This is a genomic window from Fulvivirga sp. (assembly GCF_040218215.1).
Taxonomy (GTDB): Bacteria; Bacteroidota; Bacteroidia; order Cytophagales; family Cyclobacteriaceae; genus Fulvivirga.
Genome location: NZ_JAVJQL010000010.1, coordinates 180,526 through 202,373 on the forward strand (window position 1 = coordinate 180,526; position 21,848 = coordinate 202,373).

20 protein-coding genes are annotated in these 21,848 nt (G+C 37.9%); 10 read left to right on the plus strand and 10 right to left on the minus strand.

All coding sequences use genetic code 11. The features are described 5' to 3' along the window. Position 1: 1 nt before the first annotated feature. Both RIB54_RS04095 and RIB54_RS04100 read right to left on the minus strand, forming a co-directional pair. The gene (locus tag RIB54_RS04095) at positions 2–973 is read right to left on the minus strand and encodes a FecR family protein (RefSeq protein WP_350099412.1); all 972 of its coding nucleotides are present in this window, start codon (positions 971–973) and stop codon (positions 2–4) included. Positions 974–1,174: 201 nt separating this feature from the next. Beyond that, on the minus strand, positions 1,175–1,750 hold the full coding sequence (locus tag RIB54_RS04100; RefSeq protein ID WP_350099413.1) for a sigma-70 family RNA polymerase sigma factor: 576 nt from the start codon (positions 1,748–1,750) through the stop codon (positions 1,175–1,177). A gap of 328 nt (positions 1,751–2,078) precedes the next feature. Here RIB54_RS04100 and RIB54_RS04105 point away from each other — a divergent pair, with 328 nt between their 5' ends. Next, positions 2,079–3,695, plus strand: a complete 1,617-nt coding sequence (locus RIB54_RS04105) for an FMN-binding glutamate synthase family protein (protein WP_350099414.1) — start codon at positions 2,079–2,081, stop codon at positions 3,693–3,695. Here RIB54_RS04105 and RIB54_RS04110 read toward each other — a convergent pair whose 3' ends face one another. From RIB54_RS04110 to porX, 4 genes are all read right to left on the minus strand, one after another. Further along, the gene (locus RIB54_RS04110) at positions 3,696–4,703 is read right to left on the minus strand and encodes a LacI family DNA-binding transcriptional regulator (protein WP_350069701.1); all 1,008 of its coding nucleotides are present in this window, start codon (positions 4,701–4,703) and stop codon (positions 3,696–3,698) included. It abuts the gene before it with no gap. Positions 4,704–4,913: 210 nt separating this feature from the next. Beyond that, a complete protein-coding gene (locus RIB54_RS04115) occupies positions 4,914–6,140 on the minus strand; it encodes an alanine dehydrogenase (RefSeq protein WP_350099415.1) in 1,227 nt (408 codons plus the stop codon). Continuing rightward, the gene (tsaE, locus tag RIB54_RS04120; RefSeq protein WP_350099416.1) at positions 6,133–6,582 is read right to left on the minus strand and encodes a tRNA (adenosine(37)-N6)-threonylcarbamoyltransferase complex ATPase subunit type 1 TsaE; all 450 of its coding nucleotides are present in this window, start codon (positions 6,580–6,582) and stop codon (positions 6,133–6,135) included. Before tsaE ends, RIB54_RS04115 begins: the two co-directional genes overlap by 8 nt. After that, the gene (gene porX / locus RIB54_RS04125; protein ID WP_350070694.1) at positions 6,572–8,140 is read right to left on the minus strand and encodes a T9SS response regulator signal transducer PorX; all 1,569 of its coding nucleotides are present in this window, start codon (positions 8,138–8,140) and stop codon (positions 6,572–6,574) included. The genes tsaE and porX overlap by 11 nt, the downstream gene beginning before the upstream one ends. A gap of 65 nt (positions 8,141–8,205) precedes the next feature. Between porX and RIB54_RS04130 the strand changes: the two genes are divergently transcribed. The 6 genes from RIB54_RS04130 to RIB54_RS04155 all read left to right on the plus strand — a co-directional run bounded on the left by RIB54_RS04130 (position 8,206) and on the right by RIB54_RS04155 (position 13,939). Further along, positions 8,206–9,447, plus strand: a complete 1,242-nt coding sequence (locus tag RIB54_RS04130) for an HD domain-containing protein (RefSeq protein ID WP_350099417.1) — start codon at positions 8,206–8,208, stop codon at positions 9,445–9,447. A gap of 18 nt (positions 9,448–9,465) precedes the next feature. Next, entirely contained in the window at positions 9,466–10,518 is a 1,053-nt protein-coding gene (lpxD, locus tag RIB54_RS04135; protein ID WP_350099418.1) for a UDP-3-O-(3-hydroxymyristoyl)glucosamine N-acyltransferase, read from the plus strand. Further along, a complete protein-coding gene (locus RIB54_RS04140) occupies positions 10,518–11,912 on the plus strand; it encodes a bifunctional UDP-3-O-[3-hydroxymyristoyl] N-acetylglucosamine deacetylase/3-hydroxyacyl-ACP dehydratase (RefSeq protein ID WP_350070703.1) in 1,395 nt (464 codons plus the stop codon). Before lpxD ends, RIB54_RS04140 begins: the two co-directional genes overlap by 1 nt. After that, the gene (lpxA, locus tag RIB54_RS04145; RefSeq protein WP_350099419.1) at positions 11,909–12,688 is read left to right on the plus strand and encodes an acyl-ACP--UDP-N-acetylglucosamine O-acyltransferase; all 780 of its coding nucleotides are present in this window, start codon (positions 11,909–11,911) and stop codon (positions 12,686–12,688) included. The genes RIB54_RS04140 and lpxA overlap by 4 nt, the downstream gene beginning before the upstream one ends. A 6-nt stretch (positions 12,689–12,694) precedes the next feature. Further along, positions 12,695–13,309 (plus strand): ABC transporter ATP-binding protein, encoded by a 615-nt coding sequence (locus RIB54_RS04150; RefSeq protein WP_350099420.1) that lies wholly within the window; start codon positions 12,695–12,697, stop codon positions 13,307–13,309. Between the two features lie 138 nt (positions 13,310–13,447). Next, positions 13,448–13,939, plus strand: coding sequence for a hypothetical protein (locus tag RIB54_RS04155; protein ID WP_350099421.1), 492 nt, complete (start codon positions 13,448–13,450; stop codon positions 13,937–13,939). Positions 13,940–13,990: 51 nt separating this feature from the next. On the opposite strand, the gene RIB54_RS04160 is transcribed toward RIB54_RS04155, so the two are convergent. Further along, positions 13,991–16,378, minus strand: coding sequence for an endonuclease MutS2 (locus tag RIB54_RS04160; RefSeq protein ID WP_350099422.1), 2,388 nt, complete (start codon positions 16,376–16,378; stop codon positions 13,991–13,993). Between the two features lies 1 nt (position 16,379). Next, a complete protein-coding gene (locus RIB54_RS04165; RefSeq protein ID WP_350067792.1) occupies positions 16,380–16,766 on the minus strand; it encodes a DUF4296 domain-containing protein in 387 nt (128 codons plus the stop codon). A gap of 121 nt (positions 16,767–16,887) precedes the next feature. Here RIB54_RS04165 and RIB54_RS04170 point away from each other — a divergent pair, with 121 nt between their 5' ends. Genes RIB54_RS04170 through RIB54_RS04180 form a run of 3 tightly spaced genes read left to right on the plus strand, consistent with a single transcriptional unit; the run spans position 16,888 to position 19,694 of the window. Then, complete coding sequence (locus tag RIB54_RS04170) at positions 16,888–17,766, plus strand: DUF58 domain-containing protein (RefSeq protein ID WP_350067794.1); 879 nt, start codon at positions 16,888–16,890, stop codon at positions 17,764–17,766. Beyond that, positions 17,759–18,649 (plus strand): hypothetical protein, encoded by an 891-nt coding sequence (locus RIB54_RS04175; RefSeq protein WP_350099423.1) that lies wholly within the window; start codon positions 17,759–17,761, stop codon positions 18,647–18,649. Before RIB54_RS04170 ends, RIB54_RS04175 begins: the two co-directional genes overlap by 8 nt. Next, a complete protein-coding gene (locus RIB54_RS04180; RefSeq protein ID WP_350099424.1) occupies positions 18,642–19,694 on the plus strand; it encodes a vWA domain-containing protein in 1,053 nt (350 codons plus the stop codon). The genes RIB54_RS04175 and RIB54_RS04180 overlap by 8 nt, the downstream gene beginning before the upstream one ends. A gap of 1 nt (position 19,695) precedes the next feature. Here the strand turns inward: RIB54_RS04180 and RIB54_RS04185 are convergent, their stop codons facing one another. Next, a complete protein-coding gene (locus RIB54_RS04185; RefSeq protein WP_350099425.1) occupies positions 19,696–20,304 on the minus strand; it encodes a LysE family translocator in 609 nt (202 codons plus the stop codon). Further along, entirely contained in the window at positions 20,304–21,845 is a 1,542-nt protein-coding gene (locus tag RIB54_RS04190; RefSeq protein ID WP_350099426.1) for a GH3 family acyl-acid amido synthetase, read from the minus strand. Before RIB54_RS04190 ends, RIB54_RS04185 begins: the two co-directional genes overlap by 1 nt. Between the last annotated feature and the right edge of the window lie 3 nt (positions 21,846–21,848).

Here is a 21,848-nt window from a genome sequence, read left to right on the forward strand (position 1 = left end):
GTCATTTATTATTACAGCCATCTCCTTTGATCAATACCTGATCATTATCAATAAATTCGTATTTTGTACCGCTTACCATAGTAATTTGATCCAGAACTTGTGTTAAAGCCATATTGTCAAAACTCAAATGAAGGCTGCATTCCAATGTTTGTGGACTTTCAAATGTAATTTTGATACCGTACCATCGCTCAAGGGCGTTGGCTATTTCGTTAAGGGTGCTACCATCAAACACCAGAACACCATCCTTCCAAGCCAGGTAATTTGACAAATCAGCTTTATGGGATGTTAGTTGCTTGGATGAAATATCATAAACAGCCTGTTCTCCTGGCACTATCTTCAAGGTTTCATTAGGCGACAGCAATTCAACAGAACCTGAGACCAGACTAATCTCTATTTGTGCCGATTCATGATAATTGCGAATATTGAAAGACGTTCCAAGCACTCTCGTTCTGACCTCTCCAGAGATAACAACAAAGGGCTTTTCTTTATTTTCAACCACCTCAAAATACGCCTCTCCTTTAAGAGTCACCTCTCTTACTCGTCCAAATTGGTCAGGATAGTTTAATTCGCTGTTGGCATTCAACATTACAATAGTACCGTCTGGAAGTTGGATAGTGCGTTTTTGCCCCATTTCTGCCCGCTTTACAACTAGCTGATGATCGTACTGTTTTTGACTTGACGGGTAGTTGTAGATTAAATAAGATAAGCTTACCATTAAAATAACTGAAGCAGCTATTTTAATGAATAGAGGGACAAATTTTGACTTCGAGCGCTCTTCAACCTCAATTCTTCTTAAAATATGATTATATATCTCATCTTTGAACAGATGGTCATGCTCCTTTGACTTAAACTCAAAATCAGCATTGCCGTTTAGCCGATCTTCAAAGAATTCATGAAGTAGGGCTTTTTCAATTTCATCACAGGTTCCTGCCTCATATTTGTCCAATAAATCCTTAAGTTGGTTTTTCTTCATTAATCAAGCTTTGGTAATAAGTACCAAAACCTGGTCAAGCTACTGGTGGCATTTGCATCATTTAATATTTTAACAATATGGATAATATTCCATTAACATAAACTTATGAAAGACCACTTGCACAATCAATCAATTTAAAGCTATGGCGCCCTCATATGTTATTGATAAATTCATTAATTGCGAAGGAAATACCCACGCGGGCTATGCGAATAATGCAATCAGAAGATGGCTGCAATAAGCCAGGGAAGTCTTCAGGTGTTTTGATATTTTTAACAAATACCATTCAACTGTTCTTGTTGAAAGGCTAAACCTTTCGGCTATTTCCTTATTGCTCAAATGCTCAAATTTGCTCATCTCAAACATTTGGCGATATTTTTCCGGCAGCTCATTTAAAGAGTTTTTTATTACCAAATTCAACTCATCAAAATCAAGCTGCTCTTGTGTGTTGTTGCTGCTTAAGAAGTTTTCGAAATGTACTTCATGTATATCCAAATTATCTAATCTTCGGAGATTCTTTAATGACTGAAACCTGACAGATTGAAAAAGATAGGCTCTAATATTATCTATTTTTAGCTCTTCTCTACGCTTCCAAAAATCAAAAAAGACTTCCTGAACTACATCCTTGGCCAATTCTTCATCCTTCAAAAACTTATAGCTATGTTGATATAAAGATTGCCAGTGTTTATCATAAATATATTTCAATGTTCTATGACTTGATTCCCTTAGCAAATCACACAATTCCAAATCTGTAAATGTATCCAGTGCGATCCTTTTCATAGTTTAACTTCTTCCATCAAAGTAAAGCAGCGCATTCTAATACTTTGAAGAAAGCATGTTAAATAATATTTACCTTTTTTGGTGGTTAATGCGAAGTAGTTCGGGCGTTTTGATTTTTAATATTTATGTAAGGGTTTATAGAGAAGAAAAAAGGGAAACTAAAGACACGGGCTAGGATTAATGCGTTGGAAAAAAGCCTCGTATCTATGAAATAGGTTATCAAAGACATAATTGCTTCATTTGATGAAAAACAAAGAAGTCTTTAAACATTTACACACTTCTTTGTTATATAAAGAAATACTACTTTTAGTATTCAATCCTTAGTCAAATGAGAAAAGAATTTATAAACATCTCGATTTTAATCTTCCTTTTAATAGCAATCATATATCTGGTTTGGCCACCAGTACTATGGAGTTTGGTGATTATTTTGCCTCTTTTCCTTATTGGACTAAGAGATATCACGCAAAAGAAACAGGCTATAAAAAGAAATTTTCCTTTAGTTGGAAATTTCCGGTATATACTGGAAAGCATTCGTCCTGAAATAAGCCAATATTTTATAGAAACCAATTTTAGCGGAGTGCCCTTTTCAAGACAATCCAGATCACTGGTTTATCAAAGGGCAAAAAGACAGTTGGATACCTTGCCATTTGGAACTCAGCGTAATGTCTATGATGTGGGCTATGAATGGGTAAACCACTCCCTCAACCCAAAACACCCAGACCCAAAAAGTCTTCGTGTTACAATTGGAGGACCCGATTGCCTTCAAAAATATAGTGCCAGCATTCTGAATATTTCCGCTATGAGTTATGGTTCCTTAAGTAAGAATGCAGTTATGGCCCTCAATAAAGGTGCTCAACTTAGCGACTTTGCCCATAATACTGGTGAGGGCGGGTTGACAGAATATCATTTGAAAAATGGTGGTGATGTTATCTGGCAAATAGGTACCGGATACTTTGGTGCACGAACACTTGAGGGAAATTTTGATGAAACCCTTTTTAAAGAGAAGGCGCATCATACCAATGTTAAGATGATTGAGATAAAGCTCTCTCAAGGGGCAAAACCTGGCCATGGGGGTATACTGCCAGCTGCCAAAGTAACTGAGGAAATATCCAAAATCAGAAATGTTCCCATGGGCCGAGATGTCAACTCACCTCCTGCTCATTCTGCCTTTACCACTCCTATAGAAATGATGGATTTCATTAAGAAATTGCGGGATCTTTCTGGAGGCAAGCCTATTGGCATAAAACTATGTATTGGGAAACGCAGGGAGTTCTTGGCCATTTGCAAAGCCATGATAGAAACAGGCATCTTACCTGATTATATTGCCGTTGACGGAACAGAAGGAGGCACAGGTGCTGCCCCTGTTGAATTTTCGGACAGCATTGGCACCCCACTGAACGAATCTTTGATTTTTGTGCACAACGCTCTTGTTGGGTATAACCTGAGAGACAAAATAAAAGTAATTTGTAGTGGTAAGATAATTACGGGTTTTGATGTGGTTAAAAATATTTCCATTGGTGCTGATTTATGTTACTCGGCAAGAGGTATGATGATGGCTGTGGGCTGCATTCAAGCACTTAGGTGCAATGCCAATGTTTGCCCTACCGGTGTTGCAACTCAAAACCCGCAATTGGTAAAAGGGCTAGATGTTGAAGATAAAGCCCAGCGTGCTGCCTCTTATCATGACGGCACTGTGCATAGTGTGGCAGAAATTATTGGTTCAATGGGCTTAAGCTCTACAAAAGAGTTGCGTCCGTGGCACAGAATGAGAAGGACGGATTTCACTGAGATAAAGCATTATGGCGAAATCTATGAGTTCTTAAAGCCGGGTGCTTTGCTTGCCGAAGACTTACCTAAAGGGTGGGCCAGAGCCGTTAAGGCGGCAGCTGCCAACACTTTTAGTCATGTGTCAGACAAGAGAGAATTTGAATCAGTTGAAATCTGATTAAATCTGCTTAGTAGAATCCCTGAAGATTAATTCTGACACAAAAGGTGGCTCTATGTCTATTTTTCTGGTTTTCTTCTCTATCATTTCAAGAAGGTACCTTGCCGATCTTTCGCCTGTTTCGGACAAATAGTGACTAACAGTAGTTAACCTGGGCTCAACAATTTTAGAGATCGGGTAATTACCAAAACCAATAACAGATATTTGTTCTGGCACTTTATAACCCATTTTTTTAAGCACGATTATGGCTTCAACCCCCAGGTTATCATTTACTGCAAAAATCCCATCAACATCAGGGTGATCTTTCAATAGCTTTTCAAGTGCCTTGCCAACTACATGTCTGTCAAAATCACAATTTGCTATCAGGCTGTTACTAACCTCAAGATCGCCATCTTTCAAAGCTTCTTTGTAGCCATTAAGCCTATTTTTTGTATTGAACATTGAAGTTGGCCCTGCCAAATGTGCAATCTTTTTACAACCGGTCTTGATCAAATGTTGTGTCGCAATATAAGCAGCATTATAATCATCCGCCTCTACCTGAACAGTATCCAGAGCAGGATCTACTCTATCAAAAATAACCACCGGCATGTGGTTCATTACCTCTTTGATATGGTTTAGCCTTGTAGTCTCCTGAGAAATGGAAAGCAATATTCCATCAACTCTACCTGCAGAAAGAGACTTGAGTAACTTCTCCTCCTCTTCTTCCTTCTCATTTGATTGGCAGATCAACAACTGATAGCCACGGGCAGATGCCACTCTTTGCATTCCACTTATAATTCTTGAAAAGAAATAGATGCCAATACTTGGCACAACCACTCCTATGCAATAAGTCTTATTGATTCTTAGGCCAGCAGCTGCCTTATTGGGCACATAGTTAAGCTTTTTGGCTGTTGCTTTTACGGCCTTGATCGTTTCTTCCTTTATCTGAGGGTTATCATTTAAAGCACGGGATACAGTAGATGGCGAAATCCCTAAGGCTTTGGCAATATCCTTAATAGTTGCTGGCATAATTCAATGTTAACGTTTGTAAGACACCTAAAGGTAGAAAATCTATTGTCGAAAAATCCTTACTAAGATAAAAATTACCCCTTACTAAACTAAATTTTTATAAAAAATTAAAATATAGGGTAAAATTACAGCACCATATCTAAAATCATGTATTTAAAGCAAAATTCTGATTCATTTTACTACTCCACTTCCATAAAAATTTCTTAAATCCTAAAAGCGAGCAGCAATTAACAACCCCAGATCTTTATGTTTCATGCCAAATTTTCTACCAATATGCTCGTTGGTTAAGCTTCCTTTAAAAGTATAAACACCTTTCATGAACCAGCTATGGGCAAAAATCATATCTTCAACCCCACCTTCCTCTGCTGCCCTCAATATTGTTGGTGTAAAAATATTACTTAAAGCAGTTGTAGCAGTATGGGCAACCCTGGAGGCAATATTTGGCACGCAATAATGAATGACTCCATATTTACTGAATGTGGGTTTCTTTAAAGTTGTCAGTTCTGAAGTTTCAATACATCCACCCTGATCTATGCTTACATCAATTATTAGAGAGTCCTGTTTCATCTGAGCTACCATTTCCTCACTAACCACATGCCGGTTTCTACCCTTTTCTGCCCTTAGAGCTCCTATTACCACATCCGCATTTTTCAAAGACTCACTTAAGGTTAAAGTGTCAATGGTTGAAGTATATACCTGATGACCAAGCGTTTGCTTAATTCTTCGAAGTTTATATATGTGATTATCAAATATTTGAATCTCTGCACCCAAACCTATAGCGGCACGCCCAGCATATTCCCCAACGGTACCTGCCCCAATTATTACCACCTTGGTGGGCGGCACACCGGTAATACCCCCTAAAATAATTCCTTTGCCTCCATTGGTGCAACTCAAATACTCTGATGCTATGGACATTACAGTATTCCCCGCTATCTCGCTCATAGCCCTAATAATGGGCATGCCCGCCACCTTATCTTCTATAAACTCAAATGCCAATGCTGTAATGCTCTTTTTGTTTAGAGCTCTTATATATTCTGGTGTTTGATTACCTAACTGGATAGCCGAAATCAATATTTTACCATTTTTCATCAGGTCGATTTCTTCGATTGATGGAGGCTCGATTTTCAGGATAACATCGGCTTTATATACCTCCTCTGAGGTGTATATAATCTTAGCCCCGGCATCGCTATATTGTTTATCAGAAAATTTTGATCCTTCTCCCGCTTTGGTTTCCACCCAAATTTCATGGCCATTATTCACTAAAAGCGCTACAGCATCAGGAGTGAGTGTAATTCGTTTCTCCTGCATGGAGATTTCATTCGGAAGACCTATCAAAAAAGAATGTTTTCCCTTTTTAACTTTAAGCAGCTTTTCTTCCGGGTACAGGCTAGTTTTTGATGCTAGCTGGGCAAACCCTGATTGCGGTTTCTTAGTCATGGCGGTTTAGTTCAATGAGCCTATTATCATTGCGTGTCAAACTTATGGACACCTTTAAAAAATGTGAATCAGGCAATAATGTTGGGATTTTAGATGGCCACTCCACAAAACAATATTTCCCTGAATCAAAATATTCATCAACACCTATATCAAGGGCTTCTGATTCTTCTTTCATTCTATAAAAATCAAAATGATAAATTGGCTCGCCACCCTCAGTTTCATACTCATTAATTATCGAATATGTGGGACTAGTAACATTATCAGTAACCCCCAAACACTTACAGACAGCTTTGATGAAAGTTGTTTTTCCAGCACCCATATCACCATCAAGTATCCAAAATTTCAAATCACCTGCAAACTTAATCACCTCAGAAGCCGCTGATTCTAACTCTTCTAAACCGCATATTTCTATCTTTAGCTGCGGTAAAGCACTATTTACCATATTTCGAATTTAGCGAAATTATTGGAATAATCATCTCTTCCATAGACACCCCACCATGCTGAAATGTGTCCTTGTAGTAGTTGACATAGTAGTTGTAATTGTTTGGATAAGCGAAAAATTGATCTTCAGTAGCAAATACATAACTGGTTGATACATTGAGCTTTGGCAAATAAAAACGCTCTGGTTTTGGCGCCTCAAGTATGTTATCATTAGAGGAGTAACCCAAATTTTTACCTTGCTTGTACCTCAAATTGCTATTAGTATTTCTATCTCCAACAATTTTAAAAGGCTTCTTTACTCTGATGGTACCATGGTCTGTAGTTACTATTAATTTAGAACCACTCTCGGCTATTAGTCTTAGTGCATCTAATAAAGGAGAATGCTCGATCCATGATTTAGTGATAGACCGATAAGCTGACTCGTCTGGTGCAAGCTCTCGCACCATGGCCATATCCGTTCTGGCATGGGAAAGCATATCTACAAAATTGTATACAATTACATTCAGGTCATTATTAAGCAGATTGTTGATGTTATCAACCAGTTGTTTGCCTTCTGATGTGTGCTTTATTTTATGGTAGCTGAATTTTATGTCACTATTGATCCTTCTGATCTGGCGTTCAAGAAATTCATGCTCATGATTATTCTTACCCTCATCCTCATCTTCACCAACCCATAAGTCAGGGTGCTTTTGTTCCATCTCACTTGGTAATAGCCCAGAAAAAATTGAGTTTCTGGCATAAGCTGTGGTAGTGGGAAGGATTGAATAGTAAGTATCTTCCTCTTCTACATTAAAATATTCCGTTACTGCCGGCTCAATCATTTTCCACTGGTCACTTCTGAGGTTATCAATTACCAAAAAGAAAACACTTTTTCCTCCCTTTTTCACTTTATTAAATACTTTCTCCCGCATCAGCTGATGAGACAATAACGGCTTATCAACATTCGGATCATTTAACCACGACTCATAGTTATCTCGAATGAACCTGGTAAACTGAGTATTGGCCTCATCCTTTTGCATATTCAAAACCTCGTACATGCTTTTGTTTTCGGTGCTGTCAATTTCAAGTTCCCAGTAGATCAACTTCTTATAGATGTCGGCCCATTCTTCATGATCTAAGTCATCACCAAAAGACATGCTTATATTTCTAAATTCCTGCTGATAGTTAAGGTTTGTCTTCTCGGTGATTAGCCTTTTATTATCAAGAATCTTTTTTACTGATAATAGAATCTGACTTGGATTTAAGGGCTTTATTAGGTAATCGGCAATCTTAGCGCCAATGGCATCTTCCATTATTTGCTCTTCTTCACTTTTGGTGATCATCACTACAGGCAGGTTAGGCTTCATTGCTTTGATTAAACCCAGTGCCTCCAGCCCTGACATACCTGGCATATTCTCATCGAGAAAAACCACGTCAAAATGGGTGCCTTCACAACACTCAACAGCATCATTACCACTATTAACGGCAGTTATATCATAGCCCTTATTCTCTAAAAAAAGTATATGAGGTTTCAATAAGTCTATTTCATCATCCGCCCATAAAATATTATATCTTTGCATCGACCTGTTTTTGGTTGTATAAAATCAATTTTATTCCTTGAATAACGGAAAAAGAAAGCAATAGATTGAATAAAAAGAAAATATTTAATGATCCTGTCTATGGTTTTATCACGGTGAAAAGTGATTTAATTTTTGACATCATACAGCACCCTATTTTTCAAAGACTGAGGAGAATAAAACAGCTTGGTTTAACAGAACTTATTTATCCAGGTGCGCACCACACAAGGTTTCATCATGCCATAGGGGCTATGCACCTGATGGCTCGTGCACTGGACACACTCAAAAGTAAAAACATAGAGATCAGTGAACAGGAATACGAGCAAGCTCAAATAGCTGTTCTGTTACATGATCTTGGCCACGGGCCGTTTTCCCATGCATTGGAGTTCAGTCTGCTCAAAGGCATCCAGCATGAAAGCCTTTCATATCTACTAATGAAAAAGCTGAACAAAGACTTTGGAGGCCAACTTGATTTGGCACTTAAAATCTTCCAAAACACCTATCACAATCATTTTCTACATCAATTGGTTTCGAGCCAGCTGGATGTTGACAGGCTTGATTATTTGAAAAGAGACAGTTTTTTTACTGGTGTATCTGAAGGTAATATTGGTCTCGAAAGGATCTTATCGATGCTTAATGTTGTAAATGGTAACATAGTAATTGAGGAGAAAGGCCTATATAGCATCGAAAACTTTTTAAACGCCCGAAGGCTAATGTACTGGCAGGTGTACTTGCATAAAACCTCGGTTAGTGCAGAAAAAATGCTAATCAATATAATTTTAAGAGCCAAGGACCTTGCGCTCTCTGGACAGGAGATATTTGGAACTAAATCACTCCTTACATTTCTTTATCATGAAAAAACACTTGACGATTTTCAAGGTAATGACGAGCTAATTACGCTTTTTGGCGAACTTGACGACCATGATATCTGGGGGGCAATTAAGGTTTGGCAGCATGCTGATGATTGGATTTTAAGGGAGCTTAGCCAGAGTCTTTTAAAAAGGGAGTTGTTCAAAATCAAACTTACCAATGAACCATTGAGCAAACAGGGTATTGAAGATCTTAGAACTGCCGTTGCAGATAAATACAATATTCAACGATCTGAAGCCAGATATTTCTTCGCGTATGGCGAAGTCACAAATAAGGCCTACATACCGGACAATTCATCTATTGACATTTTAACTAAGAAAGGCAAGTTGGTAAACATCGCTGATGCTGCAGATTTGCCTAATATTAAGGCCATTAGCAAAATTGTTAAAAAATATTATCTATGCTATCCCAAAAATGTATCTTTACCAAATAACAACTAGCCCTGATTCAATCAATAAATGGAATTTACAGTTAGTCAAATAGCACTACTTCTTGGAGGTGAAATTCAGGGAGATGGAGACCGAAAAATAAGTATGCTGGCCAAAATTCAGGAGGCTAAAAATGGTGAGATTTCATTTCTTTCCAATCCAAAATATGAGCCTTATATATATGAAACCAAGGCCTCAGCGGTAATTGTAAACAAAGATTTTAAGTCAAAAAGGGATGTAAGTACAACACTTATAAAAGTTGATGACCCTTACTCCAGCTTCACTGTTCTGTTAGAAGAGTATCACAAGTTTATTAGTTTTCAGAAATCAGGCATTGAAGAACCATGTTTTATTGGGAATGGCTGTTCAGTTGGAGAAGGTATCTACCGTGGAGCCTTCTCATACATTGGACATAATGTTAAAATTGGCACAAATGTCAAAATATATCCACATACATATATAGGAGATAACGTTGAAATTGGGGATAACACCATACTAAATGCCAATGTAAAATTATACGCCCATACCAAGATAGGTTCTAATTGTGTTTTTCATTCAGGAGTGGTTATAGGAAGTGATGGCTTCGGCTTTGCTCCTCAATCTGACGGGACTTATAAAACTATACCCCAAATGGGAAATGTTGTGATTGGCAATAATGTTGATATCGGAGCCAACACTGTAATTGACTGTGCTACTTTTCATGGTGATAGCACTAAGATTGGTGATGGTGTCAAATTGGACAATTTAGTTCAAATAGGTCATAACGTAAAAATTGGAATAAACACTGTTATTGCTGCTCAAACGGGGGTGAGCGGATCAACAGAAATAGGCAAGAACTGCATTATAGGTGGACAAGTGGGAGTTGGAGGCCATATTAAGATCGCTGATAATACAGGAGTGGGTGCCCAATCGGGTGTTTCAAAATCTACAAAATCAGGTATGAAACTATGGGGGACACCTGCTATGGACGTCATCAAATACCAAAGGTCTTATGCATTGTTTAAAAATCTTCCCGATTTAAATTTCAGGTTAAAGCAACTTGAAGAAAAAATGCTAAATTTGCCGACATTTCGGGAGAGCTAATGAATATTAAGCAACATACTATTAAGAAATCCGTGACTTTATCAGGGGTTGGATTACACACAGGCGTGCAGTCCAACATGACTTTTGTTCCTGCTAAACCTGGTCATGGTATCAAATTTCAAAGAACAGATTTAGAAGGCCAGCCGATTGTTGATGCTGATGTGGACAATGTGGTTGACCTCTCAAGAGGAACTACCATTGAACAAAGCGGAGCAAGGGTTAATACTGTTGAGCATACACTGGCTGCTTTGGTGGGTCTTGAAATCGACAATGTTTTAATTCAACTGGACGGACCCGAACCTCCTATTATGGATGGTAGCTCTATTCAGTTTGTTAATATTTTAAAAGAAGCTGGAACTGAAGAACAAAATGCACTTCGGGATTTCTTCGAAGTGCCAGATGGAATCTTCTATCGTGAACCAGCCCGTGATGTGGAAATTGCGGCTTTACCTTTAGACGATTATAGATTAACCGTTATGGTTGACTATAACTCGCCTGTTCTTGGTAGCCAGCATGCTTCTTTAACTAATATCAATCAGTTTGAGAAGGAAATAGCTTCATGTAGAACTTTTTGTTTTTTGCATGAGCTTGAAATGCTTCACAAAAACAATCTTATAAAAGGTGGTGACCTGAACAATGCCATTGTTGTCGTTGACAGGGTTGTTCAAGATCATGAATTGGAAAGTTTAGCTTCTCTATTCAACAAACCTAAAGTTGAAGTTAAGAAAGAAGGTATTTTAAATAATGTAGAGCTCCGTTATAAAAACGAGCCCGCAAGACACAAACTGCTGGATGTTATAGGAGACCTTGCTTTAGCTGGCAGACCGTTAAAGGCGCAGATCCTTGCCGCCAGGCCGGGTCATGCGGCAAATGTAGCTTTTGCTAAAAAGCTTAAAAAAGCAATGCAGAGTTCTTCAAAGCATAATATCCCTAAATATAACCCATCATTACCACCGGTATTAGATATTAATCAAATAAGTAATATCTTACCTCACCGTTACCCTTTCCTTCTTATCGATAAAATCATTCACTTGGATGATGAAAGTGTATCTGGAGTAAAAAATGTTACTTTAAATGAGCATTTCTTTATGGGGCATTTTCCAGGAAACCCTGTCATGCCAGGTGTCCTTCAGGTCGAGGCAATGGCACAAATAGGTGGTATTCTGGTATTAAATACTGTTCCCGATCCAGAGAACTATTGGACCTACTTTTTAGGAATTGAAAGTTTCCGTTTTAGAAAAATGGTCTTACCTGGGGATACGCTGATAATTAAATGTGATTTGCTGGCGCCAATTAAAAGAGGAATAGCTAAAATGACAGGCAAGGCTTATGTAGGAAACACACTAGTTTGTGAAGGAACGATGACGGCCAGTATTGTAAGAAAAGACGTATGAATCAACCATTAGCATATATTGATCCTCAGGCCAAAATAGCCCGAAATGTAGTTATCGAGCCATTCTCTACTATTCATAAGAATGTAACTATTGAAGAAGGTACATGGATTGGTCCAAATGTTACAATTTTTGAGGGCGCTCATATTGGCAAAAATGTCAAGATTTATCCTGGAGCCTCTATATCGTCAGTACCTCAGGATCTTAAATATAAGGGAGAGGATACAGAAACCTATATTGGAGATAATACCGTTATCAGGGAATATGTTACTATCTCCCGAGGCACAGATGACAGATACAAAACCGTTGTGGGTAGTAATTGTCTGCTCATGGCCTATGTTCATGTAGCTCATGACTGCATAATTGGTGACAACTGCATAATTGCGAACGCTGTGCAGATTGCCGGTCATGTGACCATACAAGATCATGCTATAATTGGCGGATCCAGTGCTATTCATCAGTTTGTTAAAGTCGGTTCACACACCATGCTTTCAGGGGGGTCTTTGGTAAGAAAAGATGTTCCTCCATATACCAAAGCAGCAAGAGAACCATTAACTTATGCAGGCATCAATTCTATCGGATTGAGGAGAAGAGGTTTTACTTCTGAAAAAATCAATGAGATTCAGGAAATCTACAGATACATTTTTCTTAAAGGCCTTAATAATTCAAAAGCACTTGATTTAGTTGAACTTGAACTATCTCCTTCTAAGGAAAGGGACGAAATCATTAACTTCATCAGAAGTTCTGACCGAGGGGTAATGAAAGGCTACTCGTATTAGTAGTAAATGTTAATACAGCTCGAAAATCTAACCAAACGATTTAATCAGGAGCGTGTTTTTGAGAATATCAACTACACATTTGAATTGGGTAATCACTATGCTATTACTGGTTCGAATGGAAGTGGTAAATCTACTTTAATCCAAATTATTGCTGGGAGCTCTTTGCCATCTGCTGGTATTGTAAAATATTCAAAAGCAGCACAGGATATTCTTGTTGAAGAAATATTTGCGGAGGTATCTTTGGCTGCACCTTATATGGATATCATTCAGGAATTCACACTACTGGAATTACTTGAGTTTCATTTTAAGTTTAAAAAAATCGCTTCCGATAAAAACATCTCTGACCTTATTGAAGATGCCTACTTCTCTGGAAGTGAGAATAAGTTTATAAAGAACTTCTCTTCAGGAATGAAACAGCGGCTCAAGCTTGCTCTTGCATTCTATTCTGATACGTCAATACTCCTATTAGATGAACCTACCAGCAATTTGGATGAAAAAGCCATAAATTGGTATTCAGAAAAAATAAAAGATATTGATAACCGTTTGGTAATCATAGCATCCAATCAGCCAGAAGAATATAAAAGCTGCGAATTTGTGCTTGATATTGAGGATTTTAAATAATCAAGGCCGCTGGTTACCATCGAAAAAAAATTGATATACAGTGAGTATAGTACGTATTAAATAAAAATTATTCTTATTTTAGCCAATCGATTTAATACCAAATAATAGTTAGAAATAGCAAACGATAAAATATAATTGATGAAAAGTTTAAACTACCTTCTTAGTGCAGCAGTATTAGTTTTCTTATTGGCAAATGCAAGCTGTAAGAGTGATGACGATCCGGGTGTACCTGCAGCAGACCAGGTTGGTGCGAAATTTACTTCTACTTGGAATGCAACTAGCGTAACGTTTGGCAGTCCATCTCAAGACAGATCAGCGGACTACTCAGATTTTAAGTTAACCATTGGATACACTGCGGGGACTAATGCAGGGACTTACAGCATCACTGGTGGCCCACAAGGTTCTGGTATTGTACCTTTTGCAGGGAATGGCACTTGGTCATTTCAAAATGAAATAACAGATACAAATCCGTCATCATTCAATATTGTAAGGAATGACGGCCTGGTAATCACAGTTTCTTCATTAACCGACACTAGCCTCCAACTTTCTTTCGTATTTGATGATGGAACTCATAGTTCTTCAAGAACAGAAGCAGTAGATGGAACATGGACATTTGATTTCACTAAATAAGAATATCAGACAAGAGACTAACAAAAAAGGCCGCAACTGCGGCCTTTTTTGTTAGTCTAAAGTCAGTACGGTTATACCTGACCCACCCCGCTCAATATGCTCATCATTGGCAGCAACTATAAAGTTCATTTGTCTTACATGATTTCTCACAATCTCTCTCAATACCCCGTTGCCCTTGCCATGCAAGACCTTCACCTCATTCAATCCAAACAGTAAAGCATCATTCAAAAACTGATCAAGTTCTACTAATACCTCTTCCGCTCTTTTTCCTCTTATATCAAGTGTTGAGCTAAAATTGGCAAACTTATCTGTCATATTAAGACCATGAGAAGATTTGGCCTTTTCCTTTTGTATCGTTTTCTCCTGCCCTTTCGAAATTTTCTCTAAGCGATTAATTTTCACTTTAGACTTCAAGAGGCCAATCTGCACCTCTGCATCTTTTCCTTTTATAGCCAAAATGGTAGCCGTAACCTCATGGCCTTCTACCTTAACCAGATCACCAGGCTGCAAAGGCCCGTCCAGCGTTTCCTTCTTAATAGTTGAAACTGGTTGTTTAGGCTCATCAACTTTTTCCTTCAGATTTTGAAGCCTTTCACGAGCTTTCTTCGTTTCACTTTTTTGGGCACTATTAGCTTTTATGTGCCTGATGGTCTTTTCAATCTCCCTATTAGTATCTTTGAGCAATTTTGCTGCCTCTTCCTTTGCCTTACCAATTATTGCCTTTTTGTTATCCTCCAACTCCTGAAGAAGCTTCTTATAATTTGACTCTAACCTAGCCGTTTCAGCTTCACGGGATTTTAATTTCTCATCCCGCTCTTTAACTAATTGCTTTTGTTTTTCAAGCTTTAATAAAAGGTCATCAACATCAATATTCTTATCACCTATAACAGACTTGGCATAATCAAGAACATACCCGGGCAGTCCTGTTTTACGCGCTATTTCCAAAGAAAATGAACTCCCGGGCTTACCAGAATCAAGAATATACAAAGGCTCCAATTTCTGCATATCAAAACGCATAGCACCATTGATAAGACCTTCAGTTTGTTCAGAATAGTTCTTTATATTACTGTAATGAGTAGTGATTACACCAAAAGTATTCTTCTTCTGCAGGTCATCCAGAATTGCTTCAGCAATAGCACCACCAAACTGGGGGTCTGTTCCTGTTCCAAATTCATCAATTAGGCATAAGGTTTTGCCATTCGCATTATCAATAAAAAATTTCATTGCCTTAAGATGCGAGCTGTAGGTACTCAAATCATTCTCCAATGATTGCTCATCACCAATATCAATAAAGACATTTTCAAATATTCCTGTCGTAGATCTCTCATCCAAAGGAATTGGCAAACCACACTGAAGCATAAATTGTAATAATCCAACAGTCTTTAAACTAACTGACTTACCGCCAGCATTGGGACCGGAAATAACCATAATGCGATGTTCGTCACTCAGGTTAATCTTAAGGGGCACAACAGGTTTACCATCTTTAGAATGTGCTAAGAACAGTAATGGATGAACAGCATTTACCCATTCTACCAATGGTTTTTTTGAAGTTTTCGGTATTATGCCACCAATTTCCTGAGCAAACCTGGCTTTAGCCCTGATAAAGTCTATAATGCCTAAAAAATTATAACCTCGCTCCAGTTCATCAACATTTTCCCTAATAAGATCTGTAAGTTGGGTTAGTATTTTAATTACCTCCCTTTTTTCAGCATACTCAAGCTCTCTTATCTCATTGTTACCTTCAAGAACTGAAGTAGGCTCCAGGTAAACTATGCTACCTGTTGATGATTCATCATGGATAAAGCCGGGCACCCTTCTTTTATACTCAGCCAATATAGGAAGCACCATTCTTCCATCACGGATAGTAATAGATGAACCCTCTGGCACAAGCCCATCATTAATGGCATTTTTATAGATGCTCTGAATAGATTTCCTTACCTGATTATATTTTGTTCTTAGCCCATTCCTAATGTCTAAAAGGGTATTAGTGGCGTTATCTTTTACCCTGCCATCCTTATCAATTTTACCATCAATAGATGATATAATATTTTTATTGACTGTGATTCCCTGAATCAATAAATTGAGTTGAATCAGCTCTTCCTTGCGCTTTTCTATAAACTCGGCACATTGCGTAATGGTCAATAAAGATTTGCTAATATCCAGCAACTCTGTCTCTGACAAAAAAGCCCCCTCGGTCTTACTTTTTTTAAGTGATGAAGTAACATCAATAAAATTTCCAGAGGGAAATGAACTGCCTGATTGTTGAATCTGTATAAACTCCTTAGTCTGATTAAGCAGTTTTACAACAATATCATAGTCAGATGAAAACCTCATCTTGCTGACTATGTTTTTACCTAATTCAAAAGAACACTTCTGGGATATTAGCTCCCTTATCTGATCAAATCCTAACTTTTCTTCTAAATCCCGGGGGTATAACACTTTATTTGCGCTTTTTCAATGAGTCTCGTTTAGCCATTTTGGCATCTTCAATGGCTTTAAGTTTTGTTTCCCTAACAGTCAGTGTATCCAAAAGGGCTTCATAAATTAATTCCAATTCTTCAGTATGATCATAATAGTAGGTCATACTCTTCATGTATTGTTCCCTGTCAATGTTATGCTTTTCGAACAGGTAGCCTTCATAAGTCTCAAAAATGGAAACTGCAGTATCCCGCACAATTTTCAAGTTTGATAATTTTACCTCTGCCAGATAAATATCCAGCATCAACGGCACCAACTTATCTTTAGCAACAATATCTTCAGGCACCTCATTGCCTTTACTACAACCTACAAGTATCCAGCTGAGTAGAAATATTTTAAAGATTTTCATGTTCACAACTTTTACAATAATTATACCGTTGACATCTTTTGCAATCCGTTAGTTCAATCATATTTTTTCATACAACTAATATTCTACAAATTTGCGTTGCAAAAAAGCTTATTATTAGCCAATGAAGGAACTCCTAAAGAAGCTGCGAAAGTACGAAATACAAATAAGAAAGGCTATCAATAGCCAGATGCAAGGAGACTTCCATTCTATATTCAAAGGCTCTGGGTTAGAGTTCGATGATGTAAGAACTTACCAATATGGTGATGACATCAGGACCATTGACTGGAATGTGAGTGCCAAAGGGCATGGTACATTTGTAAAAACATTTAAAGAGGAGAAAGAGCAAACTATTTTCTTCATTTTAGATGTTAGTGGGTCTCAGGAAATTGGTGATACTGGCAAACAGAAAGTAGACATTGGAAAAGAGATATGCGGTGTACTTGCACTTTCAGCCGCAAAAGAAGGCAGTCAGGTGGGCATGGTCTGCTATTCTGATAAGAAAGAGCGCTATGTGAGGCCGGCAAAAGGACCAAAGCATGCTTATGAGATAATTCATAATCTGGTCAATTTAAAACCAGAATCTGCCAAGACCGATCTAAGCAAAGCCATTTTGTTTACACTCAACACCCTAAAAAGACGTAGTGTTATGATCTTTATCTCAGACTTTATTGATGAAGATTACTTCCATAACCTAAAAGGGATGGCAAGGAAGCACGATGTTGTAGCTATTAGGATTACCGATAAAAGAGAGACAGGACTACCTAAGCTCGGTATAGTACCTGTATTTGATAAAGAAAGCAAAAAGACCGTTTGGGTAAATACTTCTTTTGGTAACTTCCGCTCTCAAGTGAAACAGAACTATGAGGAAAATGAAAAAGAGCTTACACTCTTTGCAAAACGTCATCAGATAAACTTCGTTTCTATAGATACAAACGAAGACTATGTTCCAAAACTTTTGAAATTATTTAAGGTCAGAAACAAATCGTTGAAAAGTGTTTAGAAAGATCATTTTTGGCTCGCTGCTACTCATATTTATTAATCACTTTACTTACTCTCAAGAAGATGTCATACTAAAAGGCTACTTCCTTGAGGATTCTATAAAGATTGGAGTGGGAAGCCCATACGTGCTTACTGCCAGGTATCCTATTTCTGTGGATCTTATATTTCCTGATTCCTTGTATGATTTCAGCCCGTATGAATTGGATGAGAAATTATATTACCCAACCAAATCGGATTCAGAATATAGTTATGATAGTGCAGTGTACTATTTAACCTCCTTTGAGATAGATAGCATCCAGTTTTATCAGATGCCTGCATTCATTTTAAAAGGAAAAGACAGCGTGGTTTTAACCGCGCAACAAGACTCCATTTTTCTACAGCAGTTGGTTTCAGAAATACCTGATTCTGTGGCCGTAGAAGCCATGCCTTTGATTGAGAATACAACCTATAAAAAAGTCAATTTTCAATTTAACTATCCTTACCTCATTATTGGGTTAGTTCTTTTCTTTATTATCCTGATTGTTGTATTGGTATTCTTTGGAAAACCCATTAGAAAATGGTTCTTGCTCAAGAAAATGAGTAAGGCACATATGGCTTATCTTGACCAGTTAGATAAAACTATTGCATCTGACAAGAACTATGAGCATCTAATCACACTTTGGAAAAACTATCATGCTAAGTTGGAAGGAGAGCCTTACACTTCTTACACAACAAAAGAACTTTTAAAACTTGCTCCTGTCAAAAGCATTGAAACAGTGTTAAGAAATATTGATAAAGCTATTTATGGCAAGCCTATAACTTTGCCAATATCAGAGTTATATCAGCTAAAGAATTTCTCTCAAGAACGCTTTGAAGAGAAGATAAAGGAGGTGGAAAATGGATGAGCAGATAGTTGAGACATTACCTTGGTACTCGTTAGATAATTTTTCCCCATCAACACTTCAGGGCTATACCTGGGAGTTTGGTTTGGCACTGTACGCTTTAACATTAATTCCATTGTTTTTTATAGTGCGTTGGGTTTGGAAATATTATAAAAATCAAAAACTGCCCATAGCCTTTACCAAAAGTCAGGTCATTTCCAATCCGTTAAATGCAGTACGGTTACTGCCTGATATTTTGATGATCCTGATCGTTGCCTTAGTGATTGTTGCTTTGGCCAGACCACAAAAATCCAATGAGAAACAAATTCAATGGACAGAAGGTATTGATATTATGCTTGTTATCGATATTTCACAGTCGATGCAGATTGAAGATTTTGTCCCTAACAGGCTTGAAGCGGCAAAAAATGTAGCAAAGGAATTTATAGACGGACGCCTTCAGGATAGGATTGGTATTGTTATATTTTCAGGAGATGCCTATTCGCTTTCTCCTTTAACCACCGATTACGACCTTCTCAAAACATACATTGATGACATCAATTTTGAGATGATAGAAAACAGAGGTACGGCTATAGGTAGTGCCCTTGCTGTAGCCACTAACAGGATGACTGAAATGGAGTCAAAGTCTAAGGTATGTATCCTTTTGAGTGACGGGGATAATACGGCAGGTAATATTGATCCTATTACTGCTGCAAAGCTGGCTGCTGCCTACAGCATTAAAACCTATACCATTGCCATTGGAAAGGAAGGAAAAGTGCCTTTCGGAAAAGACTTCTTTGGAAGGCCAAGAATGGTTGAAAATACCATGGATGAAACCACTTTAAGGGAAATAGCTAAAATAGGTGGTGGTGAATTCTTTAGGGCTCTTGACAATGAGGCCTTAGAAAATATCTTTGGGTTAATTGATAAGTATGAAAAAGCAGAAATTCAAGAAACAAAGTACAAGGATACAACTGACTTTTACCGAAACTATCTCATGTGGGCTTTGGTATTGCTACTTCTTTGGATGTTCTTAAAGTCCACTTTTATCAGCAACGTTTTGCAGGACTAGCCTACCATGAGTAAGTGGCCATTCTGATGGCAAAAAGGATAAGGATAATACCTACAGCAATACTTAATATTTTCATTATTCTTTCATTAATAATCTTGCTTAACCGGGTAGCCAAATAACCTTTTAAAACATCGGTGCTAAAAACCACAATCAAAATAGTTGTAAAAAAGATCAGCAGATCATACCCTTTATAGCCATATTCAATGGTGGCCAAACTCATGGTTCCAATCCAGAATACCGGCACAAAAGGACTAATAGCATTTATAGCTAACCCTTTGAATATGAACCTATAAAAACCGACAATAGGCTCATCATCTGCTTTTGGAATAAACTTCTTATTGGATCTTAATATGTTGACAATACCAAACACGGCAAGAATGATAGCACCTATATAACCAATTAGCTCTTTATTTTCCTCGAACCCTATAACTTGCGATAAACCGAAATAGGTCAGGAGAATCATAACAACATCTCCCAAACTTACCCCAATGGCGACAAGTATTGATTTACCAAAACCCTTTTCTAAACTTGTCTGAAGAATAGTAAAAAATACCGGGCCAATCATCACCATAAGGGTGAACCCAAAAAGCAAACCATTGACAAAAGCCATTAACCCTTATTTATGAACGATTGCCAATCCTCTAACAATGTTCCCTTAATTACTCTTGGAAATTTATTTTGCCCTCCTACTTTACCTCTTGATTCCATCCAGTCATAGAAAGTTTTTAATGGTAAAATATCAACAACAACATCTTTAAGTGCAGCTGAACGCTCCACCGCATAATCATCATTAAGCTCTTTGAGATAAGCATCAAGTTTATCCCTGAACATGGTGGAATCAACTCCTTCTTCAGTGCCTACAAACCAATGGTGCGCAAATAATGAACCATGAGGTATGCCAGCCACCGTAAATTCAGGTACTTCAATATTCATATCATCGGCCACCATTTCTATAGCCTTGTTCATATTGTCTACCGAAAGGTGCTCACCACAAAGGCTCAAGAAATGCTTAGTTCTTCCAGTAATTACAATTTCAGCTTCTTCTCGCGAAACGATTTTCACTACATCACCAATCATATACCTCCAGGCACCTGCACAGGTAGAAATAAGCAATGCATATTCCTTGCCCTCTTCAACTTCATCAATCATGAAGGTCTGTGCATCTTCCTTTACATCGCCATTTTCATCGAAATTCTTTTCATCAAATGGTACAAACTCGTAGAATATACCATTGTTCAGAACCAAACGCATTGCCCTGTGATTCGGTTTATATTGAAATGCAATAAACCCTTCAGAGGCCAGGTAGGTCTCAATATAGAATATTTCACGCCCCAGCAATTTTGAAAAACCTTTGCGGTAAGGGTCAAATGACACCCCACCATGCACATACACACTAAGATTTGGCCAGATTTGATGGATGTTCTCCACCTGATGAAAGGCTATGATTTTCTCCATCAATATCTGAATCCAAGCCGGTACTCCAACAATGATATTGATATTCCAATTTTTTGCATTGGTGGCAATCTCATTGAGTTTTGAATCCCAATCACGGGTCTTGGCTATTTTTTTGCCCGGCTTATAAAAATGTTGAAACCAAAAGGGCAATTGTGCCGCTTGAATACCACTCAAATCCCCTTCAAAATAACTTCCTCTGTTATTGAGGTGAGTACTGCCACCAAGCATAAGTATTCCGCCCTGAAAAACTTCGGGAGGTAAATCGTATTTTGAAAGTGTAAGAATCTGCCTGACGCTGGTTTTCTGAATGGCCTTCTTCATATCCCTGGTGATAGGAAGGTATTTGGAAGCCGCCTCTGATGTTCCTGAGCTTAACGCAAAGTATTTAACCCTCCCGGGCCAACTAACATCCTTTCTCCCTTGCTTAAGCATATACCACCACTCACTATACATTTGATTGTAGTTGTGAATAGGAACATTGTTTCTAAAGTTTTCAAAAAAACGCTTTTGATCCCAGGATTTAAAACCATTTAATATTTCCTTAAACTTATAATGACGCCCAAACTCAGTGGCCTCAGCTGTCATTAAAAGATCCTTGAGCTCATTTTTTTGTAAATCCAACGGATTGGTATAATCCTGTTCGAGACTTTCTCTTATTCTAATTCCCTTCTTTAACAAAGTACCAAGAATAGGCATAAC